Annotated in this window: 25 protein-coding genes; 12 read left to right on the top strand and 13 right to left on the bottom strand. The window is 37.4% G+C overall.

The annotated features are described in order from the left end of the window. Positions 1 to 16: 16 nt before the first annotated feature. The 7 genes from HMPREF9331_RS06370 (at position 17) to HMPREF9331_RS06340 (ending at position 3,814) form a co-directional block, all read left to right on the top strand. The gene (locus HMPREF9331_RS06370) at positions 17 to 244 is read left to right on the top strand and encodes a hypothetical protein (protein ID WP_009640748.1); all 228 of its coding nucleotides are present in this window, start codon (positions 17 to 19) and stop codon (positions 242 to 244) included. Further along, on the top strand, positions 237 to 809 hold the full coding sequence (locus tag HMPREF9331_RS06365) for a phosphatase PAP2 family protein (protein WP_016420179.1): 573 nt from the start codon (positions 237 to 239) through the stop codon (positions 807 to 809). The genes HMPREF9331_RS06370 and HMPREF9331_RS06365 overlap by 8 nt, the downstream gene beginning before the upstream one ends. A 115-nt stretch (positions 810 to 924) precedes the next feature. Further along, positions 925 to 1,674 (top strand): helix-turn-helix domain-containing protein, encoded by a 750-nt coding sequence (locus tag HMPREF9331_RS06360; protein WP_016420178.1) that lies wholly within the window; start codon positions 925 to 927, stop codon positions 1,672 to 1,674. 76 nt (positions 1,675 to 1,750) lie between these two features. Further along, complete coding sequence (locus tag HMPREF9331_RS06355; RefSeq protein ID WP_040357144.1) at positions 1,751 to 2,128, top strand: VOC family protein; 378 nt, start codon at positions 1,751 to 1,753, stop codon at positions 2,126 to 2,128. A gap of 192 nt (positions 2,129 to 2,320) precedes the next feature. Further along, positions 2,321 to 2,875, top strand: coding sequence for an NAD(P)H-dependent oxidoreductase (locus HMPREF9331_RS06350; protein ID WP_016420176.1), 555 nt, complete (start codon positions 2,321 to 2,323; stop codon positions 2,873 to 2,875). Positions 2,876 to 2,937: 62 nt separating this feature from the next. Beyond that, positions 2,938 to 3,390, top strand: a complete 453-nt coding sequence (locus tag HMPREF9331_RS06345; protein ID WP_016420175.1) for an EVE domain-containing protein — start codon at positions 2,938 to 2,940, stop codon at positions 3,388 to 3,390. Beyond that, on the top strand, positions 3,365 to 3,814 hold the full coding sequence (locus tag HMPREF9331_RS06340; RefSeq protein ID WP_016420174.1) for a MarR family winged helix-turn-helix transcriptional regulator: 450 nt from the start codon (positions 3,365 to 3,367) through the stop codon (positions 3,812 to 3,814). Before HMPREF9331_RS06345 ends, HMPREF9331_RS06340 begins: the two co-directional genes overlap by 26 nt. 137 nt (positions 3,815 to 3,951) lie before the next feature. On the opposite strand, the gene HMPREF9331_RS06335 is transcribed toward HMPREF9331_RS06340, so the two are convergent. Beyond that, positions 3,952 to 4,329 carry a winged helix-turn-helix transcriptional regulator gene (locus tag HMPREF9331_RS06335; protein WP_016420173.1) on the bottom strand — a complete coding sequence of 126 codons (378 nt, stop codon included), beginning with the start codon at positions 4,327 to 4,329 and terminating at the stop codon, positions 3,952 to 3,954. Between the two features lie 94 nt (positions 4,330 to 4,423). Here HMPREF9331_RS06335 and HMPREF9331_RS06330 point away from each other — a divergent pair, with 94 nt between their 5' ends. After that, on the top strand, positions 4,424 to 4,969 hold the full coding sequence (locus HMPREF9331_RS06330) for an NAD(P)H-dependent oxidoreductase (RefSeq protein WP_016420172.1): 546 nt from the start codon (positions 4,424 to 4,426) through the stop codon (positions 4,967 to 4,969). A gap of 68 nt (positions 4,970 to 5,037) precedes the next feature. On the opposite strand, the gene HMPREF9331_RS06325 is transcribed toward HMPREF9331_RS06330, so the two are convergent. Continuing rightward, positions 5,038 to 5,361 carry a winged helix-turn-helix transcriptional regulator gene (locus HMPREF9331_RS06325; protein ID WP_016420171.1) on the bottom strand — a complete coding sequence of 108 codons (324 nt, stop codon included), beginning with the start codon at positions 5,359 to 5,361 and terminating at the stop codon, positions 5,038 to 5,040. Positions 5,362 to 5,495: 134 nt separating this feature from the next. Here HMPREF9331_RS06325 and HMPREF9331_RS06320 point away from each other — a divergent pair, with 134 nt between their 5' ends. Further along, complete coding sequence (locus tag HMPREF9331_RS06320; RefSeq protein WP_016420170.1) at positions 5,496 to 5,912, top strand: nuclear transport factor 2 family protein; 417 nt, start codon at positions 5,496 to 5,498, stop codon at positions 5,910 to 5,912. Between the two features lie 41 nt (positions 5,913 to 5,953). Here HMPREF9331_RS06320 and HMPREF9331_RS06315 read toward each other — a convergent pair whose 3' ends face one another. The 6 genes from HMPREF9331_RS06315 to HMPREF9331_RS06290 all read right to left on the bottom strand — a co-directional run bounded on the left by HMPREF9331_RS06315 (position 5,954) and on the right by HMPREF9331_RS06290 (position 11,129). Further along, positions 5,954 to 6,634 carry a hypothetical protein gene (locus tag HMPREF9331_RS06315; RefSeq protein ID WP_016420169.1) on the bottom strand — a complete coding sequence of 227 codons (681 nt, stop codon included), beginning with the start codon at positions 6,632 to 6,634 and terminating at the stop codon, positions 5,954 to 5,956. Continuing rightward, a complete protein-coding gene (locus HMPREF9331_RS06310) occupies positions 6,634 to 7,590 on the bottom strand; it encodes a hypothetical protein (protein ID WP_016420168.1) in 957 nt (318 codons plus the stop codon). The genes HMPREF9331_RS06315 and HMPREF9331_RS06310 overlap by 1 nt, the downstream gene beginning before the upstream one ends. Beyond that, positions 7,532 to 9,568: an HsdM family class I SAM-dependent methyltransferase gene (locus tag HMPREF9331_RS06305; RefSeq protein ID WP_155848677.1), complete on the bottom strand. Its 2,037-nt coding sequence runs from the start codon at positions 9,566 to 9,568 to the stop codon at positions 7,532 to 7,534. Before HMPREF9331_RS06305 ends, HMPREF9331_RS06310 begins: the two co-directional genes overlap by 59 nt. A gap of 19 nt (positions 9,569 to 9,587) precedes the next feature. Next, positions 9,588 to 10,472, bottom strand: coding sequence for a hypothetical protein (locus tag HMPREF9331_RS06300; RefSeq protein ID WP_016420166.1), 885 nt, complete (start codon positions 10,470 to 10,472; stop codon positions 9,588 to 9,590). A 3-nt stretch (positions 10,473 to 10,475) separates the two neighbouring features. Next, positions 10,476 to 10,826: a hypothetical protein gene (locus HMPREF9331_RS06295; protein ID WP_016420165.1), complete on the bottom strand. Its 351-nt coding sequence runs from the start codon at positions 10,824 to 10,826 to the stop codon at positions 10,476 to 10,478. A 69-nt stretch (positions 10,827 to 10,895) separates the two neighbouring features. After that, the gene (locus HMPREF9331_RS06290) at positions 10,896 to 11,129 is read right to left on the bottom strand and encodes a hypothetical protein (protein ID WP_016420164.1); all 234 of its coding nucleotides are present in this window, start codon (positions 11,127 to 11,129) and stop codon (positions 10,896 to 10,898) included. 116 nt (positions 11,130 to 11,245) lie between these two features. On the opposite strand from HMPREF9331_RS06290, the gene HMPREF9331_RS06285 reads away from it, so the two are divergent. After that, complete coding sequence (locus tag HMPREF9331_RS06285; RefSeq protein ID WP_016420163.1) at positions 11,246 to 12,220, top strand: hypothetical protein; 975 nt, start codon at positions 11,246 to 11,248, stop codon at positions 12,218 to 12,220. Positions 12,221 to 12,369: 149 nt separating this feature from the next. Continuing rightward, positions 12,370 to 12,867 carry a 3'-5' exonuclease gene (locus HMPREF9331_RS06280; RefSeq protein ID WP_016420162.1) on the top strand — a complete coding sequence of 166 codons (498 nt, stop codon included), beginning with the start codon at positions 12,370 to 12,372 and terminating at the stop codon, positions 12,865 to 12,867. Between the two features lie 115 nt (positions 12,868 to 12,982). On the opposite strand, the gene HMPREF9331_RS06275 is transcribed toward HMPREF9331_RS06280, so the two are convergent. From HMPREF9331_RS06275 to gldB, 5 genes are all read right to left on the bottom strand, one after another. After that, positions 12,983 to 13,564, bottom strand: coding sequence for a hypothetical protein (locus tag HMPREF9331_RS06275; protein WP_016420161.1), 582 nt, complete (start codon positions 13,562 to 13,564; stop codon positions 12,983 to 12,985). Beyond that, positions 13,564 to 14,658: a hypothetical protein gene (locus HMPREF9331_RS06270; RefSeq protein ID WP_016420160.1), complete on the bottom strand. Its 1,095-nt coding sequence runs from the start codon at positions 14,656 to 14,658 to the stop codon at positions 13,564 to 13,566. Before HMPREF9331_RS06270 ends, HMPREF9331_RS06275 begins: the two co-directional genes overlap by 1 nt. Positions 14,659 to 14,724: 66 nt before the next feature. Continuing rightward, on the bottom strand, positions 14,725 to 15,720 hold the full coding sequence (locus tag HMPREF9331_RS06265; protein WP_016420159.1) for a Gfo/Idh/MocA family oxidoreductase: 996 nt from the start codon (positions 15,718 to 15,720) through the stop codon (positions 14,725 to 14,727). Positions 15,721 to 15,730: 10 nt separating this feature from the next. Then, complete coding sequence (gene gldC / locus HMPREF9331_RS06260; protein ID WP_009640835.1) at positions 15,731 to 16,063, bottom strand: gliding motility protein GldC; 333 nt, start codon at positions 16,061 to 16,063, stop codon at positions 15,731 to 15,733. A gap of 3 nt (positions 16,064 to 16,066) precedes the next feature. After that, positions 16,067 to 17,023, bottom strand: coding sequence for a gliding motility lipoprotein GldB (gene gldB / locus HMPREF9331_RS06255; RefSeq protein ID WP_040357143.1), 957 nt, complete (start codon positions 17,021 to 17,023; stop codon positions 16,067 to 16,069). Between the two features lie 207 nt (positions 17,024 to 17,230). Between gldB and menC the strand changes: the two genes are divergently transcribed. Further along, the gene (gene menC, locus HMPREF9331_RS06250) at positions 17,231 to 18,244 is read left to right on the top strand and encodes an o-succinylbenzoate synthase (RefSeq protein WP_016420157.1); all 1,014 of its coding nucleotides are present in this window, start codon (positions 17,231 to 17,233) and stop codon (positions 18,242 to 18,244) included. Positions 18,245 to 18,253: the final 9 nt, after the last annotated feature.

The raw sequence follows: 18,253 nt of genomic DNA, 5'->3' as shown, positions 1-18,253 counted from the left end.
AAACTAAAAACTGATTATGGCATCATTTCCTAAATTTTTGCTCGGTGATAATACCGATTATCCCGACGCTATTTTCATCATTCATACGGAATTTCCTCGCTTTATCCTCAACCTTGCCGACGATGAGGTCGAATGGTTGGAGGAGTTTGACCAAGAGGACGAAGAAGAGTTAGCCGCCTCCGCCGAGGGGCTTATCCAAGAGGCTACCGCTTTCTATGACCGAGAAATAAGCCGTTATGAATAGTTTTATAGAAACCCTCAATAGCCTTGACCAAGAGATGATCCTCTTTCTCAATGGCTTAGGTACGCCCCTATGGGACGGATTTTGGCTGGTGATAACTAACAAATGGACAGCTATTCCCCTCTATGCATGGTTGTGTTGGTCTTGTTATAGGCAGTATTCGCTCAAGCAATTTCTCTGTATACTGCTGTGTGTAGGGGTAATGATTGCCTTGACTGACCAGCTCTCCAACCTCTTCAAGGTACAGTTTCACCGATTACGCCCCTGTCATAACCCATTGATCAACGGTCAGTTGCGATTCACCCATTGTGGAGGACAATTCGGTTATTTCTCTGCTCATGCGGCCAATACCTTTGCCTTAGCTATGTTCTTAGGCCAAGTACTGAAGCCTCGCTATCCAAAACTGCTGTTATGGCTATTGTTATGGGCGGCAGTAGTCTCTTATAGCCGCATCTACTTAGGTGTACATTATCCCTTTGATGTGCTTACTGGCCTATGTATAGGACTCCTCTTTGGCTACGGCATGTATCTTTTATTTAAGAAACTAATTATCAAACGAGTGAAATAAAAACTTCCTGCTTGTAACAAGCATGAAGTCTTCTTGTTAATTGCTAATTATTTATTACTTTTGCAGTCCATCAATAGCAAACAACGTGTTATCACTTCGCCCCTACTATCACCCTATGCAATCGGTTATTCCTGCGGAAGAAAAAGAGGTTACCTATACCGAGTTTCTTCCGTGTGAGGCTTTGTGTTCGTTTATATATTGCTATTGGGAACTGAAATCACCTCCACGTAACACACCTTTTTGCTACCGAGTAGTTGCCGATGGTTGTATAGACCTATTTTTTGACTGCAACGCCCCGCAGATGAGTTCCGTTATGGGCTATTGCAACACATATATTGAGTTTCCTATAATAGGGGCATTTCACTATGTGGGGGTGCGCTTTCTGCCCAGTGCCTTTCCGCTACTTTTTGGTCAGGATGCTTTTGAAATCAGCGCACAAGAAATCCCCTTGCGTGAGGTAGTGCCCGCACTGGCTACTTTTATCACTCAGCAGTTAGAAATTCCCCTTTCGTTAGCTATCATAACACAACGCTTGGACAACTATTTTCTCCGTCACCTATCACAACGCTCTTTGCAGATAGACAAGCGCTTTTTCTGGGCACTTTCACAGATATTGCAAAGCAAAGGTAGCATACACATCAGTGAGTTAGATACAGGTATCAGCCCCCGACAGTTGCGTCGTCTTTTCGACTACTACATAGGCGACAGTCCTAAGACTTTTAGCAATATTGTGCGCTTCCAACATATACTAAGTGCAAAAGCCTATCACAACCATTCTTTTTTAGACACTTATTACGACCAAGCTCATTTTATCAAATCGTTTAAAACATTTTATGGCGATACCCCAAGTAAGGTGTTCGGCTGAAGAATGTCCGTTTTTTACAATTGTATTCCCTGCGCTTGCAGTACTTTTGCCTCCGAATAACAAATACATTATCACAATGAAATTAAACGCAGGTATTATCACCGAGAAATTAGCCGAGAGCAAGGCTTTCTACACCCAAGTACTGGAATTTGACGTTACTTTTGAAAACGACTTTTATTTGCTGTTGCACACCCTGAATCACGAGGCTGAAATCAGCTTTTTGTTGCCTAATCACCCTTCGCAACAACCTCTCTTCCAAAAACCTTTTACTCAACAGGGCGTATACCTCACCATTGAAGTAGAGAATGTAGATGAGTATTACCAAAAGCTAAAAGAGCAGGGCGTACCCATTGCCATAGACTTACGCGAAGAGCCTTGGGGCGACCGCCATTTTGCCATTATAGACCCCAACGGTATCGGTATTGATATAGTAACCTATTCAGCACCAGAGTAAGATATTGAAAATAAAATACCCCCCCCTCCCCACTGGTAGGAAATACTACGAGTGGGGATTTTTTATATCCCTAACTCATAGTAATACCTATAGCTCAAAAAAATATTTATAAAATAATATATAGTAAGTTTGCTTATTATATAAAAACATATTATCTTTGCGCCCGAATAAAGAAGTAAATTTAAATTATATATGAAAGTTTTAATTATCAACGGGCATCCTACAATGGAGACGTCTACCGCCAATAAGGCTATTTTAGAAGAAGTAAAACGCTTGCTCCCTGAGGCTGAAGTAAGTAACTTGCAAGCTCTCTACCCTAACTATCAAATTGACGTAACTGCCGAACAAGCTAAACTTGTAAAAGCAGATGTAATTGTATGGCAATTCCCTGTGAATTGGTATTCGCTTCCTGCCTTGCTGAAAAAATGGTTAGACAACGTGTTTTCACACGGCTTTGCTTATGGCGACAACAAGCTGATGGGCAAGAAACTCATCCTTTCTTTCACTACCGGAGCACCTGAAGAGGCTTACCAACACGGTGGCGCACAGAACTATCCGTTTACCGATTTTCTCAATATTCACCGCCAAACTGCCAATCACTGCAAACTGCTATTCCAAGAGCCTGTAATCTCTTATGGAATGAAGTACATTCCAGAGGTAATGCCCAAAGAAGCACTTACAACTCTACAACAAAGAGCCAAAGATCACGCTGCTCGATTGGTTGCGAAAATCAAAGAATTAAACTAATTTTGCAATTGATAAAAATCGCCGTGTGGCAGTGTGTCACACGGTTTTTATTCCATTTATAAATGAAAAACAGACCTATCAAATATTGGATTATCGTGGCGAGCAGAGACCACGTACAAATGGGCGTTGCGGGAGGATTTGCCCAAGCCTGCCACGGCAAGGCACAGCCTTTGAAGCGTATGCAGGAGGGTGACGGTATTCTCTATTACTCTTCCAAACGCTATTTTGGAAAGGAAGACAAATGCCAAGCCTTCACGGCTATTGGCAAAGTGAAAGACGAGGAAGTCTATGCCTTTCAGATGAGTGAAAATTTCTGTCCGTTTAGGAGAAATATTACTTTTGTAGACTGCGAAGAAACGCCCATAGCCGACCTTATCGAGCTATTGGACTTTATCCCCAATAAAAAAGCGTGGGGATATCCTTTTCGCTTTGGTATTTTGGAAATATCCGAAAACGATTTTAAACTTATAGCCTCTAAAATGTTACACAATGACCTCTCAGCCCTCAATTTTTAATTTGAAAGCCGAAGAAAGCTCAGGACTTTTACTTTGGCAAGTAAGTATGTTATGGCAACGCGGAATCAAAAAAGTGTTGCAACCATTTGACCTCACACACCCCCAGTTTGTACTCTTGGCGAGTGCCCAGTGGTTCGCCCAACAAGGAAAAGAAATCACGCAGGTATCTTTGGCAAATTTCACCAAGATAGACCCAATGACTACCTCGCAAGTGGTGCGCACTTTGCAGAGCAAAGACCTTATCACAAGAGAAGAACACAAGACCGACACCCGCGCCAAAGTAGTTGCTATCACCGATAAAGGTGCCGAACTCATCGCGCAAGCTGTCGCTAAGGTCGAGGCTTTCGACGTTGAATTTTTCAGTATTTTGGCAACCGAACAGCCCTCGTTCAACGCTCAACTGCACAAACTTTTGACGAATTAGCAGAATCGTTTTGCTCCTTGCTATCCTTATATATGGTTTTTTTGGGGGGTATTAATGGAGTGAATATTTTGAAAAAAGGAGCGGAGAATAATTGAGCAATTAGCAAATTAGAAAATTTGGAAATTAATAATTGTGTTTTATTCTGTTAGGAAAGTTCCTTTTTCAAGCACAATTTTATTTCCCCATTGGGTAAGGGCATCGAGTATAGGCAAAAAAGATTTTCCTAAGTCGGTGAGTGAATAGATAGCCACCAAAGGAGGTTTCTTGCCATAGACAACTTTAGAAATAAGCTCATCGTTTTCCAATTGTTTTAGTTGGATACTCAGCGTAGTTTCGGTTACCGAATAGAGGTCTTTTTTCAGTTCGCTAAATCGCTTTTCACCTTCTTTAAGGTGATACAAAATCACGGCTTTCCATTTTCCTCCTATCAAATCCATCGCTACGGCAATGGTGCAAGGATAGGTTTTTTCTCCTAAGCGAACGCTGGGGGCAGTACACTCTATTTTTGTTTCCATAATAGTTGAAATTATAAAGTATCTATTTAGATAGTTATTGCCAGATTGAAAGTTGTACTATAATTTTGCGACAAAATTAAAAAATAATTTCGATATGGCATTAGTAATTTTAGCACACCCCCATTTTGACCAATCGATAGCCAATAAGGCTATCATAGAGGAGCTTTCTCGTAGTGATATAGATTTTGAAATCAGAAATTTATCAGCGCTATACCCTACCTTTCAAATAGATGTAAAAGCAGAGCAAGAAGCCTTACTCAAGCATCAAGAGGTTATCTTTCAATATCCTTTTTATTGGTATAATATGCCAGCGATACTCAAGCATTGGTTTGATGAGGTTTTCACGTATCAGTTTGCTTATGGTTCACAAGGAGATAAGCTCAAAGGAAAATATTTTATCCCAAGTTTTACCGTTGGGGCACCCGAAAGTGAATATCACACTTTGGGAGAACACCATTTCAAAGTATACGAGTTTTGCAAGAACTTAGCGCAAACGGCTTATTATGCGCAGATGAAGTATGTAGAGCCTATATATTTTCACGGGACATCAGTAAATGCAGGTTATACCAAAGAGGATATAGAAGCAAAAGCCAAAGTGCAAGCCCAGCGATTGTTAGCATTTCTTTCTTCGCTGAAATAACACGCAAATTAGGATAAAAAAATACCCTCCCCAGTGGTAAAAAATACTATGAGCGGGGAGGGTTTTTATTAGTTACGCTTCAAGTGGTCATTTCCAAAACGGATAATCGCTTCTATGATAGGTAAGGCTTCTCTACCTAAATCGGTAAGGGAATACTCCACTCGTGGAGGCACTTCTGGATAACTTACTTTTGCCACTAATTGATGAGTGCAGAGCGTTTTTAGTTCCTCATTGAGTACTTTTTCACTCACTTGTGGAATGGCACGCTTTAGTTCCCCATAACGATGTGTACGCTGACTGAGATGAAACAGTATAAGCATTGCCCATTTGCTCCCCATTATTTGCATTGTTCGCCATACAGGACAGTCATTGTTGATATTTTTTTCGTTCATCACAATATTTTTTCTATTTGATACTAAGTAATTCTAACTTCTTTGTAAGGTGCTTACTTTCTCGTAAGTACTTGTGTGCTTGGATACAAAGGTATAATTTTGCGATGAAATAACAAAGAAAAATTCATACAAAAATGACAAAAACAGAAATTGTACATCAGTTTTATGTCTCCTTAGCTAAAGGAGATTTTGAGAAAGTAGGCAGTTTATTAGCCGATGACTTAGTATGGCATCAACCAGGGAGGGGAGCTCTTTCAGGTAGCTACAAAGGTAAAGAGGCTGTATTCTCTCATTTAGGAAGAATGTCTGAGCTCAGTGGAGGCACTTTTGCTATTGACCAAATTGATTATATCACCGAAAACAATCATTTGGTAGCTGCTGCTGTTGCTTTTGAGGTATTTGCTTTTGACAAAAGTATACGAATGAGAGGCATCGACCTCTATCGAGTAGAGAACGAAAAAATACAAGAGGTTTGGTTATTCTCTGAACACATAGACGAAGAAGACGCTTTCTGGACAGAAGCCCTTAGGTTATCTAACCAACAAAAATAATATTTCCCCGCTTGTAGAGAATACTATGAGCGGGGATTTTGTTAATTATTCTTATAAACAGTGATCCACAAATGAGTAAGATTTAGTTTATTATTAGTTCTATGTACCTTTGATTTCAGTAGATAGTAGTCATTATGTGGTTCAGTAATATGCAGTTTTTCATCTTTATACCAATTGTTATCAGTGTTTGATAGAGCTTCTATCCACTCATTAATTTGAGAATGCCAATGTTCAAAAGTTTCATCTTCTACAAAGCCTAACAAGCCACATTCATTCAATCCTTTACCGTGTTTTTCATTTTTAAAACGTTCTATACCTCCATTGTTATTATTGCCTACTACATATTCCTTTTTTCTCTCTTTTTTAGTATGAGTATTTAGCATTTTTGACTCCCAAACTATTATAGGTTCATTATAAAAACCTTCCTCTATCTTATGGAAATAAAAATCAGGCACTCCTTTTGTATTGTAAAATACATCTGAATATTGGTTTTTCACCCCTATATTTGGGTATTGTCTTAAAAATACGTCTACTTGCTCTACAAATATCTGAGTATATTTATTTTCGTTTAAAGGCTTCTTTAAATCATCTTGTTCTAATACTATTTTTCTAAAAGGCAATATAGCTTCATTCATTGCTTTGTATATAAGCTGAAGTGTTTTTCCTTTTTGTACAGATAAAGTAGGCGTTTGTGTAAGTGGTGAATATTCGTTCGCTATCATTAGTATCCTGCATTTATTAAATCAGAAAAACATTTATCAGCATCTCGATAGGCAGTGAGTGATAGCCAATATCTGTATTGATTAGGTTTTACAAAAACAATCATATCCTTTTCAGGGTATAATTTTATAATTCTGTTAGCGGATAGATGTGCTGAGAGTTTTTCATTACTGAGTTCTTCAATATTTATAGCGTTTTCGTTTACAAACTCAACAGGATTTGTTAAGTTGTCATATTTAAAAACAGTAGCAATGAATGAGTTTTTAAGCTGTACTACTTGTTCGAGTCTAAATTGTCGTTCTTCATTTCCATAAATAGCATTTAAAGCTCTTGAAAACTCCATACCATAATGCAATAGTACCGTTTTCAATTCTTTCTTCACAATAGGTTGTAAAGCTTTAGAGTTTTCGCCATTTCGAAGCATTAATTGAAAATAGTTATTAACATCTGAAATGACATTCTTATCAAAATCAGAAAAATAGTCTTGTACATTTTCATTAATATATCGTAACTGCATATAATCTTTTTTTAGTAGAAAAGTATTACGATGAATAAGCAAATAACCACTAACTACAAACATATAGAACCTATAAAAATCACTATAAAGATTTATATTTGTTACTATATCTTTCATCAACTTCTTATCAGCTGCTTTAATCCCTACTATTTGATCTCTAAAACTAAAGTCAGTTTCATTATAGAATATAGGCAATCTTTTTTTTCCTATATTTTTCCATAAAATAATATTAGGTGCTTTAAAAATCTTTTCTGTTGGTAATTTATTTACTTTTTTCCATTGAAATGTAGTGAGTTTATCATAGATTATACTATCTTCATTGATAGCATCAGCAGGCAGAAAAGGTATATTTTGTAAATGAGTAGCTGTTTTTTTATGAGAATTAGCTACAATGAGACCTTCTTCTGCATAACATTCTTTTTCTTTTAAAAAAATCTTCAAAAAGAGGTAATTCTTGTACTTTCTCAATAAGCAACTTTATACGCCCCCCTCCTAATAAATTATTTTTCCATATAAAAGGATTAGCAATAGCTGTTTGTCGGTTTATAAAATGTAAATCGTAATCATCTATTTCAAAAACAATACGTTCTATGGTAGCTTTTGTTCTTCTAAAAGTGAGATGTAAGATGTTCTTTCGTATATCAGGAGCTTCATTTTTAGCAAATATAGCTACAGCAGCGACATCAGCATTTTCCCAAAGTGAATTATTCCGAGCTAAAGATGTAAAATCAAATAACTGGACAACATTATAGTTTTCAAATAAAGTCTTTCTAAAATCATTTGAAGTGTTATTATATAAAAGACCAGATGAATTAGTAATTAAGCATAAAAGCCCCCCTTCCTTTAAGTAATTAAAGGATTGTGTAAGAAAACCAAGGGCTATTTGCCCTTGTGGAATTTTAATCTTTTTATCATTAATCTTCCATTTTTCCTGCTTTTTATCTAATTTCCCTCTTACAAAGGGGGGATTACCAATAATTAAGTCGAATTTTTTGTTTTCTATTTCTTTGCAAGCAAAAAAATTAGAATGTATGAGGTTACTTCCTATTAAGTTATCAAATCGCAATTCATTCAATATGGTAATAGGGTTAAGCTCATTGCACAAAGCTAAACTCAAACTAAATGATGTTAGATATATTGCTTGTTGTTCCTTATCTACTCCATAAATATTTTTTAATAACAGTTTTAAGTCTGTTATAGTAGGAGTCTCCATATTGTGTTGTAACTTCCAAATTTGTACAAGGCGTTTAAAAACTACTACCAAAAATATTCCTGAGCCACAAGCAGGATCGAGTATTTTATAATTAGCTATATCAAAATCTTCATAGTTTTTCAGTGGCAAACATTCATCTACTAATAATTTAGCTAAATGTGATGGTGTATAGAACAATCCTTTTTCTTTTTTCTGTTCTCCTAAAAACTCTTCATATAATCTACTTATAAGTTCTACAGGAATAAAACTAAATTCAAAGTATCGCCAATTAGTAAATCCAAATTCAAGCTGTTGTGAAGATAAATCTTTTTTATCAGTATTTAGAAGTTGAGCAACAATAGATAAATCTAATCTTCTAAGCTCTTCTTGCTCTTCGTCTTTCCATTTAAAAACATTTCCATTAAAATGCTTATCTAAATCAGAAAGCAAATCAGCAAATTTTCCCTTTTGACGTAAAACTTCGTTAAAAGAAGTCGATCCATAAGGTTGAAAATATTTATCAGATAACAACTTATTTCCGTTGTTATCCATACGTTCTTCCAAATATTTTATAAGAATAGCTTGTATAATGATTTTATTAGCCAATTGAGGAATTGTATCAACAAACTGTTCTTTCAGTTTGTTGATAACAAAGTGAATATTTTGTATCAAAGTATCATAGGCAGAATTTCCAAATTTAAATTTATTTTTTAATTCTTTTTCTTCCCAAAAGATACCACTCTTGATTTTGATAGCAAATTGATTATTATATAATTGATGTGCTTTAGCTGTTAATGCTAAATGTTCTATAAGATATTGAGGTTTGTAATCTTCGGTAAGATGACGAGAACAATCAACTATTTTTATTTCTGTTTTGTAGAAGAAACAAGCTAATGGAGCCTCACCACTACTCCAAATTTTAGTTTGTATTTCTGATATATTCAGTTCTTTTTCTTCTGTAAAGGGGATATGAGTAAAATCAAATAAATATACTTGAGGTTTATAGCTACCATTAAGTTGTTTTCGTAGATATACAGCAGAGGCTGCAAATTCTTTAGCTTTCTCAATATGAAATTGAATTTGTAGATCAGGTAGAATAGTATAATTTTCAGTGGTTAAATACAAACAATCATCATCTATGACAAAACCAAGTTTTGCCATACTCTTCTGAAAATCTGTGTTTTTATTAGTTATTCCCACTCCTAATAATTTAAATATTTTTGGCAAAGGTACAAAATAAAAACAATTAAAATAATAAAAACTTCTTATTTTTTACCTTCCCTATCGTTTTCGTATAAAACGTAGTAATATTAAGTCCGTATTGGGTATAATCACCTTTTTCTATAAACTTTTCGCCTGAGAAATAGATTTCTTGGGTATAAGTGGCGTTGTTTTTGGGAGTTTGTTCCTCTATTTCGAAAACGAGCTTATCAGCATCTATATATTTTCTTTTCTTGTCAAGTGAAAAAGGTAATTGGGGTTCGTTAGTATCTACTCTTCCTAACATCTGAAGACCTTTATCATCGTATGCTGCATATAAAGTACTATAAACAGTGGTATCAGCTTCGTTGATGACAGTGCCTCCATACATTTTCAGGTTCTTTTTGTATTTGTCCTTAGTGCTTATCATAAATACTTCTGTATCTATAAAATAATCCCCTAATTGGTCGTCTAAAAAATCTAATATAGTAGCGATATCCCTCTTTTTGAATATTTTTTTATTTAAGAAAAGAGCATATTTATCACTTAGTAAATACTTATCTTTATTTACATATATAATATTAGGTTTTTCAAAGTGAAATAAAAAAATATCCGTACGATTTTTATTACCTATAAGGAGTTGTAGCTTATCGGTAGCTATTTTTTTCGTAGTGAGGAAGTAGGAAAAGGCAGCTTTTTGCGCTATATCCTTTGGGGTATCTTTTTGATTGACAAATAAAGTATCTTTTCTACGGTTGAAGCGCAGAAAGGTATAGTATTCACGGCTTTCCTTTCCGTCGGGGAGTAGTGAATCGGTTTCGTTGTCTATGGCATAGCTTTCGTATTGTGCTCTAAGTAATATTGCTTTTTGCGCCCATAGTATATTTTGCCCCCAAAGGAGGACTAATAATAAAGGGAGTAGTCTTTTCATTTGCTAATTTGCTATTTCCTCTTTCTTTATTTTCTCAATACGTTTGTTGAGTTTTTTCAATTTCTTTTTGATTTGTTTTTCTTGGCGTTTGGCACCTCGTTCGAGAGTCTTAGCAAACTTTCTTTGCTTTTTGCTGATATGCCTATTAAAAGCAAACGCTACATCTGCGTATTTACCTGTTAAAGAATTTTTTGCATTTTCTTTGTCTTCGAGGACTTTAGCGAATTTGGCTTCCAATCTTTCTTTTTCGGCTTGTAGCTCGGCAAGGGTTGAGGGTTGCTCTTGAGATTGTGCTGTGGCAATACCTCCTAAAAATAGCATGAATAGGGCTGCTATCAAAAATCTTTTCTTCATCTTTTTGTATGATATTTTTTAAAGAGTGCAAAGATAGTGATAATTTCATAATTGATAATTACCGATATTCTACTCTTCAATTTCCTCAAAATACCTATCCAAATGGTATCCTATTTCCATATCTTTATCGGAAGTATTTCGCAAGACCATAAATCGACAATTTTTCTCGGCATTAACGAATTCAAAATTTTGTTCACCGAAGTAAATTTGGTATCCTTCTCTTACTAACGACCAAACTTCGCCCGCTTTAAAGTTGAAAACATCATTTTTTACCCGATAGCTTTTACCTACTTGCAATTCCATAATAATATGTTTTTTTAAGGCACAAAGATAATAATAATTAGTTAATTTGCTAATGAGCTAATTAGCAAATTATTTACTACCTTTGCCGAGTGAATAGATAGAAAAAAGAAAAGGATATGAGCGATTTTAAACTAACACTTTTGAGAAAATGGGAATTTGACAATGAATTCTCATTTGTTTATGCTTCAATTTTACTACCCAATGGAACGGCAGTAATCCTAACTTCCGATCATACCGATTGGCATAAATATTACGCCCTTGTCCTTTCAACCGAAGGCGTCAAAAAGATTCCTATTGAATACAACCCAACATCCAACAGAGATTATCCTATGCTTTTCAGATATAAAGAAGGGTTTGTCATCATCATCTCTGCAAAAGAAGTGCGGTATTACTCAGAGGTACATTCGTCACCAGCACTTATTCCGATAAAAAATAAATCATTACTAAGGTATAACATTGTACCTGAGAGGGCTGAACAGAGGTATTTTCAAAATATATCCGACAGTCAAACGATTCCTGTTTGCTTTGAAAATGAAGTTTATTACGCTAATGCAAGATGTTTTGCCCTTTTAGAATTTGATGAGGTAGCAAAAACTGCCAAATGGAAATCTTTTTCAAAAATAGATAAAAAAGCATTTACGCATTGTGACCATAGAACCACCGATACTCCAAAAATAGACAGTCTTAAAATATCAGATAAAAAAATCTACGCCTTCATTCCGGGTGAAAGCGCTTCATCGGTCAATAAATGGGGAATGGATTATTATGCGCTCGCACAAATCTCTGCCGACGGGAAGGTCATCGAGAAGATTATCGAATCGGACAATTTGCATACTGATCATAAAAAACGTGGGGTCAATGGGTGCTTTACGGAATCTGAATATGTGATACTAACACCTGTCTTTAAAACTGATGATTGGAAGGGTAACCAAAAAGTCTTTTCGCTCACCACTCGCGAATATAGCAATATCATCTTACCTAAAGGAATGACAAAACACAAACTCCAAAATATCACAGGTAACCTCTGCTTAACTTCTCTTTTCGACAAAGGTTTAAAAGAAATATCCCTGTGTAATTACAATAACGCTTAAAACCTTTGGTCATTACCTTTTATGTTCCAAAAAATTGGTTTTTATAACTTAAGAATCCAGTATAGCTAATTTGCTTATTAGCTAATTATTCTTACCTTTGTACTCGAAAAACACCTCTTTCAGCAATAGAGGCTTTAACACAATACACCATGACTTCTTTCGTAGCTATAGACTTTGAAACCGCTAACCAGCACCGCAGTAGTGTATGCAGTATAGGACTTGTCTTTGTTGAAAATTCTAAAATTACCGAAACCTTTTACGAATTGATAAAGCCTTGCCCTAATTATTATTCTCCCTTCTGTACCCAGATACATGGCCTTTCGCAAAGTGACACCGAAAATGCACGTCTTTTCCCTGAGATATGGGCAGAGCTATTGCCTAAGATAAAAGATCTACCCTTTGTAGCCCATAACAGTGCATTTGATGAGAGCTGTTTGCGGGCAGTATTGGCTCATTATGAATTGCCCCCACATACCAATCCCTTCTTTTGTACCTATCGGTTAGCTCGCAGACAGCTCCCTAAGCTCGTCAATCACAAGCTAGACACCGTTTCAGCTTATCTAGGCTTTGATCTAAAACAACATCATCATGCCTTAGCCGATGCCGAGGCATGCGCACACATCGCTCTAGAGCTAACTAATGAGTGAATACAGTACGGGCTGTCAATTGGAGAGAGGTAAGGCTGAAGTGATACGCTCACTCTAGCCAGGAGGGTATGGAAAATAATCTGTCAATTAGCAGATTAGCTCATTGACACATGGGTTAAAAGTGAAAATTAATCTGGAGATTACCTATTTTTGCAAATCGGCTTTCCCACCAATGCGTTTGAGCTTCAGGGTCAAAACTCTTATAATCCTTACGGAAATTGTATTTTATAAAGAATCCTGGTTCCGTGGAAATAGAAAAATTGGGGCTTAACTGGTATTGTATTCCCAAAAAAGGATTTAGGGCAATACTGGTAAAGTGTTGTTTTCTGTTTTCATAATATAGGTAACGCCCCCATAGGTCTACCCCATAATAGAATTTCCACCTCTTGTAATCCCTAAATAATTTATCACCCCCTACTTTCAGAGCAAACTCATAAGTACTATCCTTATTACTTTCTGCACGGTAATCTCCCCCTATACGATAGGCTAAGACAGCATCTTTTAGGTAACGATATTCCAGCAAAAAGGTATTCGTATCGGAGGGAAAAGCAGAATTGACAAATCGAGAAATCCCTATACCTATCTGATGACGATAAGCAGGAGGAGCGCTAAGGCTATCTGTATGATTAAAAGACACATTGCCCTCTTGAGCGAGAGCAATGTGTGTAAGAAGTAAGATAAAAATATATTTTCTCATTAATTATTTTTTCTTTCAAAGCGTTTGAATATCTTAGTTACTCTATCTTCAAAATCACTCACATACTTTTCTGCTTTCTCTCTTGAACCATCGGAAAAGATAAAATAGATCACCCCTTTATCATTTTCTTCTTCATATTTTACATCAGCAATTTTGGAATTTCCTTTGAAGAGTTCTGCTTTTGCATAAGTATTTATCTGTTCTACAGAAAGCTTTGTTTCTCCTTTTGTTTTTTCATTGATACTCTTTACATCTATATTACCTTTTATCTGTAGATCTCCTTGAGTTGCAGTAATAGCTATTTTATCAATAGCTTCATTAAGGTTGGTTATATTTCCATAATCAGAAGTTGTCAATTTGATATCAGCATGTAGGCCTGTGGTACAACCTTGTGGGGAAGAAAAGGCAAAATCAAAGACAAAGTTTTCTGGATTCTGTCTGTTCCACTGGATAGTTGTTGTAAAAGGATTCGTATATATACTTATGTGAGCCGATAGTGGCATAGTAAAGTTTGTTTTCTTCTCGAAAGTAACATTTTTAACTGTTACTTCAAACACCTTTGTATTATCTACTGAAGCATAAAGGTGAGCTGCTGTAGGAAGATACACTTTATCATCCCTATAAGTGGTTTCAGTATCCTCATATTGGTCTATTACGAGTCTACCATTGTTGGTAGTTGCTTCCTTGGTAGCAGGGAAAATAAAAGTAACATTGTCATTGTTAGCGGTCTTCTCCCAAAGTGCTGTATTTTTGTTCCAAGTATAGGTTCCTTTCATTCGGTGATAGTTAAAACGATCTCCTTCTGTAAGTCCCTCTGCAAAATTCTGTTTGTCAAACTTTTCTCCTAAGAAGTTCCCCCAAGATTGAGTTTCCCCATCCTGATCTCTGACTGCTTCTTTGAAGAGAAGTTCATGAAAGAAGTTAGCAAAACCGCCGTCATTGAGGTTTTGCAGACAATTATAAAAATTGTCCATAGTACTGCGAACCACGGCTTTGGATTCTTCCGCTGTGTATTCTTTCTCGTCATCCTTTTTGGAACATGTGGCAAAAAGGAGTGCCCCTAAAAAGGCAATGGCAATGTTCTTTAGTTTCATTTAATATGGTTTTTTAGTTGGGTGCAAAGATACATATTTTTTTTAATCAACCAATGAATTACTGTACTAATTAGCTAATTGGCTAAGGTGCTCATTGACTAACGAGTTTATTTCTCTGGCTACGCGTAGTGCTTCAGTTCCTTGTAGGAAGGTCACCACTGGAGTAGTGTTATGTTCTATAGCATCGGCGAAAGTCTCGAGTTCGTCCAAAATAGCATTGGATGGCTGTACTTCTGGGTATTCAAAGTAGATTTGCTTGTGTTCGCCCTCAGCATTTTGGAGAATCATATCGTATTCGTTGGGGTGCTCTGGAGCATCTTTCATGCGTACCACTTCTACCTTTTTCTCCAAAAAATCTACCGAGATATAAGCATCTCTCTGGAAGAAGCGGCTTTTGCGCATATTTTTCATGGAGATACGGCTGGCGGTAAGATTGGCCACGCAACCGTTTTCAAACTCTATACGGGCATTGGTAATATCGGGCGACTTGCTAATGACGGCTACGCCACTGGCTTCTATATGCTTTACAGGCGAATGCACCACACTGAGTAGGACATCTATATCGTGGATCATCAGGTCAAGCACTACGGAGACATCCGTACCACGTGGATTGAACTCGGCCAAGCGGTGTACTTCAATAAACATAGGATTCTCTATGGAGGCCTTTGCCGCTAAGAAAGCAGGATTAAAGCGCTCCACATGCCCTACTTGCCCCTTGAGGTGGTTAGCCTCCAAGAGGCGATAGATCTCCTCGGCTTCTTCTACAGTACTGGTGATTGGCTTTTCTATAAAGATATGTCGCTTAGCTGCAATAGCTTTCTTGGCACACTCATAGTGAGAGAGGGTTGGGGTTACGATATCCACCACCTCTACTGCCTCAATAAGCTTATCCATATTATCAAAATAGGTATAGCCAAATTCGGCCACTACCTTCTGTGCTTGTTCTTGGTTAGGATCATAAAAACCAACTAATTCGTATTTTTCGGACTGATTCAAAAGTCTTAGATGTATTTTTCCTAGGTGTCCTGCGCCTAATACGCCTACTTTTAGTTTATTTTTCATTTTGTACAGCTTATTTTTTAGTAATATTCATTTTTTCAGCGAAATATTCACAGAAATCACGCATGGTATCGGTCATTTTCTGATCTTGAGTAGCCTTATAAAACGTATCGGCCATGGTCTGGAATGTCTGATAGTAGAAAACATTCATCTCCTCCAGGGGCATATCCTTAGTCCATAGGTCTATACGAAGTGCCTCTTTGGTCTTGTGATCCCATACAGAGAGAAACATGGCCTTAGCCTCCTGGTGAGCGATACCTCCATCGGGAGCCTCCCATGTGATGCGTTCAGGAATACGATTTTCATCCAATTCTACTTGCAATTTTATTTCAGAAGTATGATTCATTTGTTATTTTTTAGGTTTATAATTTGCTTTTTTAAAGAGTTCATCGTTGGAGACAGTGAGCAAGTCCCGCAAAGGGGTATTTTCAGGGAGCTTTTCCATATACTGTTCTACAATATTAAGACCTATATAGCGCCCTATCCCCCCAGGTGACTCGCTATCCAGCTCCAAATAGAACTTAGAGAAAGGGGCTATGTCTATAAATCGGTTAAGTACTTTCTTATCAGTACTATAGAGCAGTTGGTTTTCTACAAAGTAGCGCCATATCTGCGCCTGATTGGCCTCTGCCCATTGGTATTTCTCTTGGCTATACTTGAGCAAATCCCTCTGAGGAGTAGTGGGAAGAAAGCGCTGGGCTAAGTAGAGCACCTTTCCCTCATAGAGCATGGTATCCAAGAAAGTAGCATTGCGCGGAGGAGGGATAATAGCCTGTGCAAAAGCAAGAGCTACATCCGTGGGGAGATACTTTAGGTCTAACTCCTGAGCAATATAGCCATCCAAATCCACATAGAAACGGTGCTTGGCTCCCAAATAGTTATCTACTCCTATAAGCAATAAGCTATCAGCATAGATCACTCGAGAGGGATAATCCACATCGGAGATCAAGGTAACGATCTTAGGAGGGGTAAACTGGGGAAAATAGTACTTGACATGATCACAAATATGCTCAATTTGTTCTTTCTGTTGGGAGAAATTGCCTATGGTTTTGGTCGTCTCGGTAAAGAGTTCTCGCTCTAGTGTATCATGCTGCTTTTCTATCCATTGCTTATCGGAGGTAGCCTCTGGAAAGAAAAGCGGATATTTAGCCTTCAAACTAGGAAAATTCTCTGATGGCGTATTGAAAAAAATAGAATCCATTCGCAATACTTCCACTTTTACTGAAGGAGGTACAACGGGATACTTAGTTCTATTACAGCCAAGTATCAGTAATATAAGTACTAAAGGTAAGTATTTCAATCTCATGTTATTGGATAGTGAACAATGATTAGTGAATAGTGTTTTTCACTTTTCACTATTCACTTTTCACTAATATAAGTGCAAAGGTAATAAAAAAATATCTTATCCTAGATAGATTATACAGACAAATTTGTATGGTAGAAAATATTCCTCTGAGCAAAGCCCTGTTTTTACAAGAAAATCACTACTTTTGTAGCTGATTATACAGCTATCATGAAAGCAACTTTTCAGAAATACACCTTACAGTTCAAGCGGCCTGCGGGTACCTCACGCGGGGTACTGACTGAGAAACCTACATGGCTTCTTACCATAGAGCACAACGGACGATATGGCGTAGGCGAATGTAGTCCGTTGCCTGGCCTAAGCATAGATGACTTGTCCGATTACGAGCGTAGCAAACTCCTATGGACTTGCACTCATATCTCCTTAGGCAAAGAAGCCCTTTGGGAGCAGCTCAAGGGCTACCCCTCTATCCAGTTCGGAGTGGAACAGGCTTTCCTTTCCTTAGAGGCCGCACAAGAAGGAGTACTTTTCCCCTCTGCCTTTACCGAAGGGAAAGAGGCAATCCCTATCAATGGCCTTATATGGATGGGCGATAAGGACTATATGCAACAGCAAATACGAGAAAAACTCGCCCAAGGGTTCCACTGTATCAAGATGAAAATTGGCGCCATAGACTTTGATACAGAATATCAGTTACTTAAAAACATTCTCCAAGAATACGCTCCGTCGGATATAGAACTTAGGGTGGATGCCAATGGTGCTTTCTCTCCTCTTGAGGCCTTGGAAAAGCTCAAGCGATTGGCTGACTTACAGATACATTCCATAGAACAACCCATTCGCGCAGGGCAATACGAGCAGATGGCACGCCTCTGTGAGGCCTCTCCCCTACCCATCGCCTTGGACGAGGAACTCATAGGTATCACCTGCGAAAAACGAAAAGAGGAGATGCTCAAGATTATAAAACCTGCCTATATCATTCTAAAACCCTCACTTATAGGAGGCTACAAGGGCAGTGAAGAATGGATTACCTTAGCTCAGGAGCAAGGTGTGGGCTGGTGGATTACCTCTGCCCTTGAGGGGAATATAGGCCTTTCAGCCATAGCCCAATGGACTTATACGCTGGGAAATCCTATGCCACAAGGTCTAGGCACTGGCAGTCTCTATACAAATAATTTTCCTAGCTCCTTGGAGGTAAAAAATGGAGGTTTATGGTGGATAAAATAAAAAAAATGT

It is taken from the genome of Capnocytophaga granulosa ATCC 51502, from assembly GCF_000411115.1.
Taxonomy (GTDB): Bacteria; Bacteroidota; Bacteroidia; order Flavobacteriales; family Flavobacteriaceae; genus Capnocytophaga; species Capnocytophaga granulosa.
The sequence above is the reverse complement of the archived record's forward strand: the minus strand, read 5'-3'. Positions and strand labels throughout refer to the sequence as shown.

What these genes read in the sequence shown, in the direction of transcription:
- HMPREF9331_RS06370 (WP_009640748.1), top strand. Translation starts at nt 17, where the DNA reads ATGGCATCATTTCCTAAATTTTTGCTCGGTGATAATACCGATTATCCC.
- HMPREF9331_RS06365 (WP_016420179.1), top strand. Translation starts at nt 237, where the DNA reads ATGAATAGTTTTATAGAAACCCTCAATAGCCTTGACCAAGAGATGATC.
- HMPREF9331_RS06360 (WP_016420178.1), top strand. Translation starts at nt 925, where the DNA reads ATGCAATCGGTTATTCCTGCGGAAGAAAAAGAGGTTACCTATACCGAG.
- HMPREF9331_RS06355 (WP_040357144.1), top strand. Translation starts at nt 1,751, where the DNA reads ATGAAATTAAACGCAGGTATTATCACCGAGAAATTAGCCGAGAGCAAG.
- HMPREF9331_RS06350 (WP_016420176.1), top strand. Translation starts at nt 2,321, where the DNA reads ATGAAAGTTTTAATTATCAACGGGCATCCTACAATGGAGACGTCTACC.
- HMPREF9331_RS06345 (WP_016420175.1), top strand. Translation starts at nt 2,938, where the DNA reads ATGAAAAACAGACCTATCAAATATTGGATTATCGTGGCGAGCAGAGAC.
- HMPREF9331_RS06340 (WP_016420174.1), top strand. Translation starts at nt 3,365, where the DNA reads ATGACCTCTCAGCCCTCAATTTTTAATTTGAAAGCCGAAGAAAGCTCA.
- HMPREF9331_RS06335 (WP_016420173.1), bottom strand. Translation starts at nt 4,329, where the DNA reads ATGGAAACAAAAATAGAGTGTACTGCCCCCAGCGTTCGCTTAGGAGAA.
- HMPREF9331_RS06330 (WP_016420172.1), top strand. Translation starts at nt 4,424, where the DNA reads ATGGCATTAGTAATTTTAGCACACCCCCATTTTGACCAATCGATAGCC.
- HMPREF9331_RS06325 (WP_016420171.1), bottom strand. Translation starts at nt 5,361, where the DNA reads ATGAACGAAAAAAATATCAACAATGACTGTCCTGTATGGCGAACAATG.
- HMPREF9331_RS06320 (WP_016420170.1), top strand. Translation starts at nt 5,496, where the DNA reads ATGACAAAAACAGAAATTGTACATCAGTTTTATGTCTCCTTAGCTAAA.
- HMPREF9331_RS06315 (WP_016420169.1), bottom strand. Translation starts at nt 6,634, where the DNA reads ATGATAGCGAACGAATATTCACCACTTACACAAACGCCTACTTTATCT.
- HMPREF9331_RS06300 (WP_016420166.1), bottom strand. Translation starts at nt 10,472, where the DNA reads ATGAAAAGACTACTCCCTTTATTATTAGTCCTCCTTTGGGGGCAAAAT.
- HMPREF9331_RS06295 (WP_016420165.1), bottom strand. Translation starts at nt 10,826, where the DNA reads ATGAAGAAAAGATTTTTGATAGCAGCCCTATTCATGCTATTTTTAGGA.
- HMPREF9331_RS06290 (WP_016420164.1), bottom strand. Translation starts at nt 11,129, where the DNA reads ATGGAATTGCAAGTAGGTAAAAGCTATCGGGTAAAAAATGATGTTTTC.
- HMPREF9331_RS06285 (WP_016420163.1), top strand. Translation starts at nt 11,246, where the DNA reads ATGAGCGATTTTAAACTAACACTTTTGAGAAAATGGGAATTTGACAAT.
- HMPREF9331_RS06280 (WP_016420162.1), top strand. Translation starts at nt 12,370, where the DNA reads ATGACTTCTTTCGTAGCTATAGACTTTGAAACCGCTAACCAGCACCGC.
- HMPREF9331_RS06275 (WP_016420161.1), bottom strand. Translation starts at nt 13,564, where the DNA reads ATGAGAAAATATATTTTTATCTTACTTCTTACACACATTGCTCTCGCT.
- HMPREF9331_RS06270 (WP_016420160.1), bottom strand. Translation starts at nt 14,658, where the DNA reads ATGAAACTAAAGAACATTGCCATTGCCTTTTTAGGGGCACTCCTTTTT.
- HMPREF9331_RS06265 (WP_016420159.1), bottom strand. Translation starts at nt 15,720, where the DNA reads ATGAAAAATAAACTAAAAGTAGGCGTATTAGGCGCAGGACACCTAGGA.
- gldC (WP_009640835.1), bottom strand. Translation starts at nt 16,063, where the DNA reads ATGAATCATACTTCTGAAATAAAATTGCAAGTAGAATTGGATGAAAAT.
- gldB (WP_040357143.1), bottom strand. Translation starts at nt 17,023, where the DNA reads ATGAGATTGAAATACTTACCTTTAGTACTTATATTACTGATACTTGGC.
- menC (WP_016420157.1), top strand. Translation starts at nt 17,231, where the DNA reads ATGAAAGCAACTTTTCAGAAATACACCTTACAGTTCAAGCGGCCTGCG.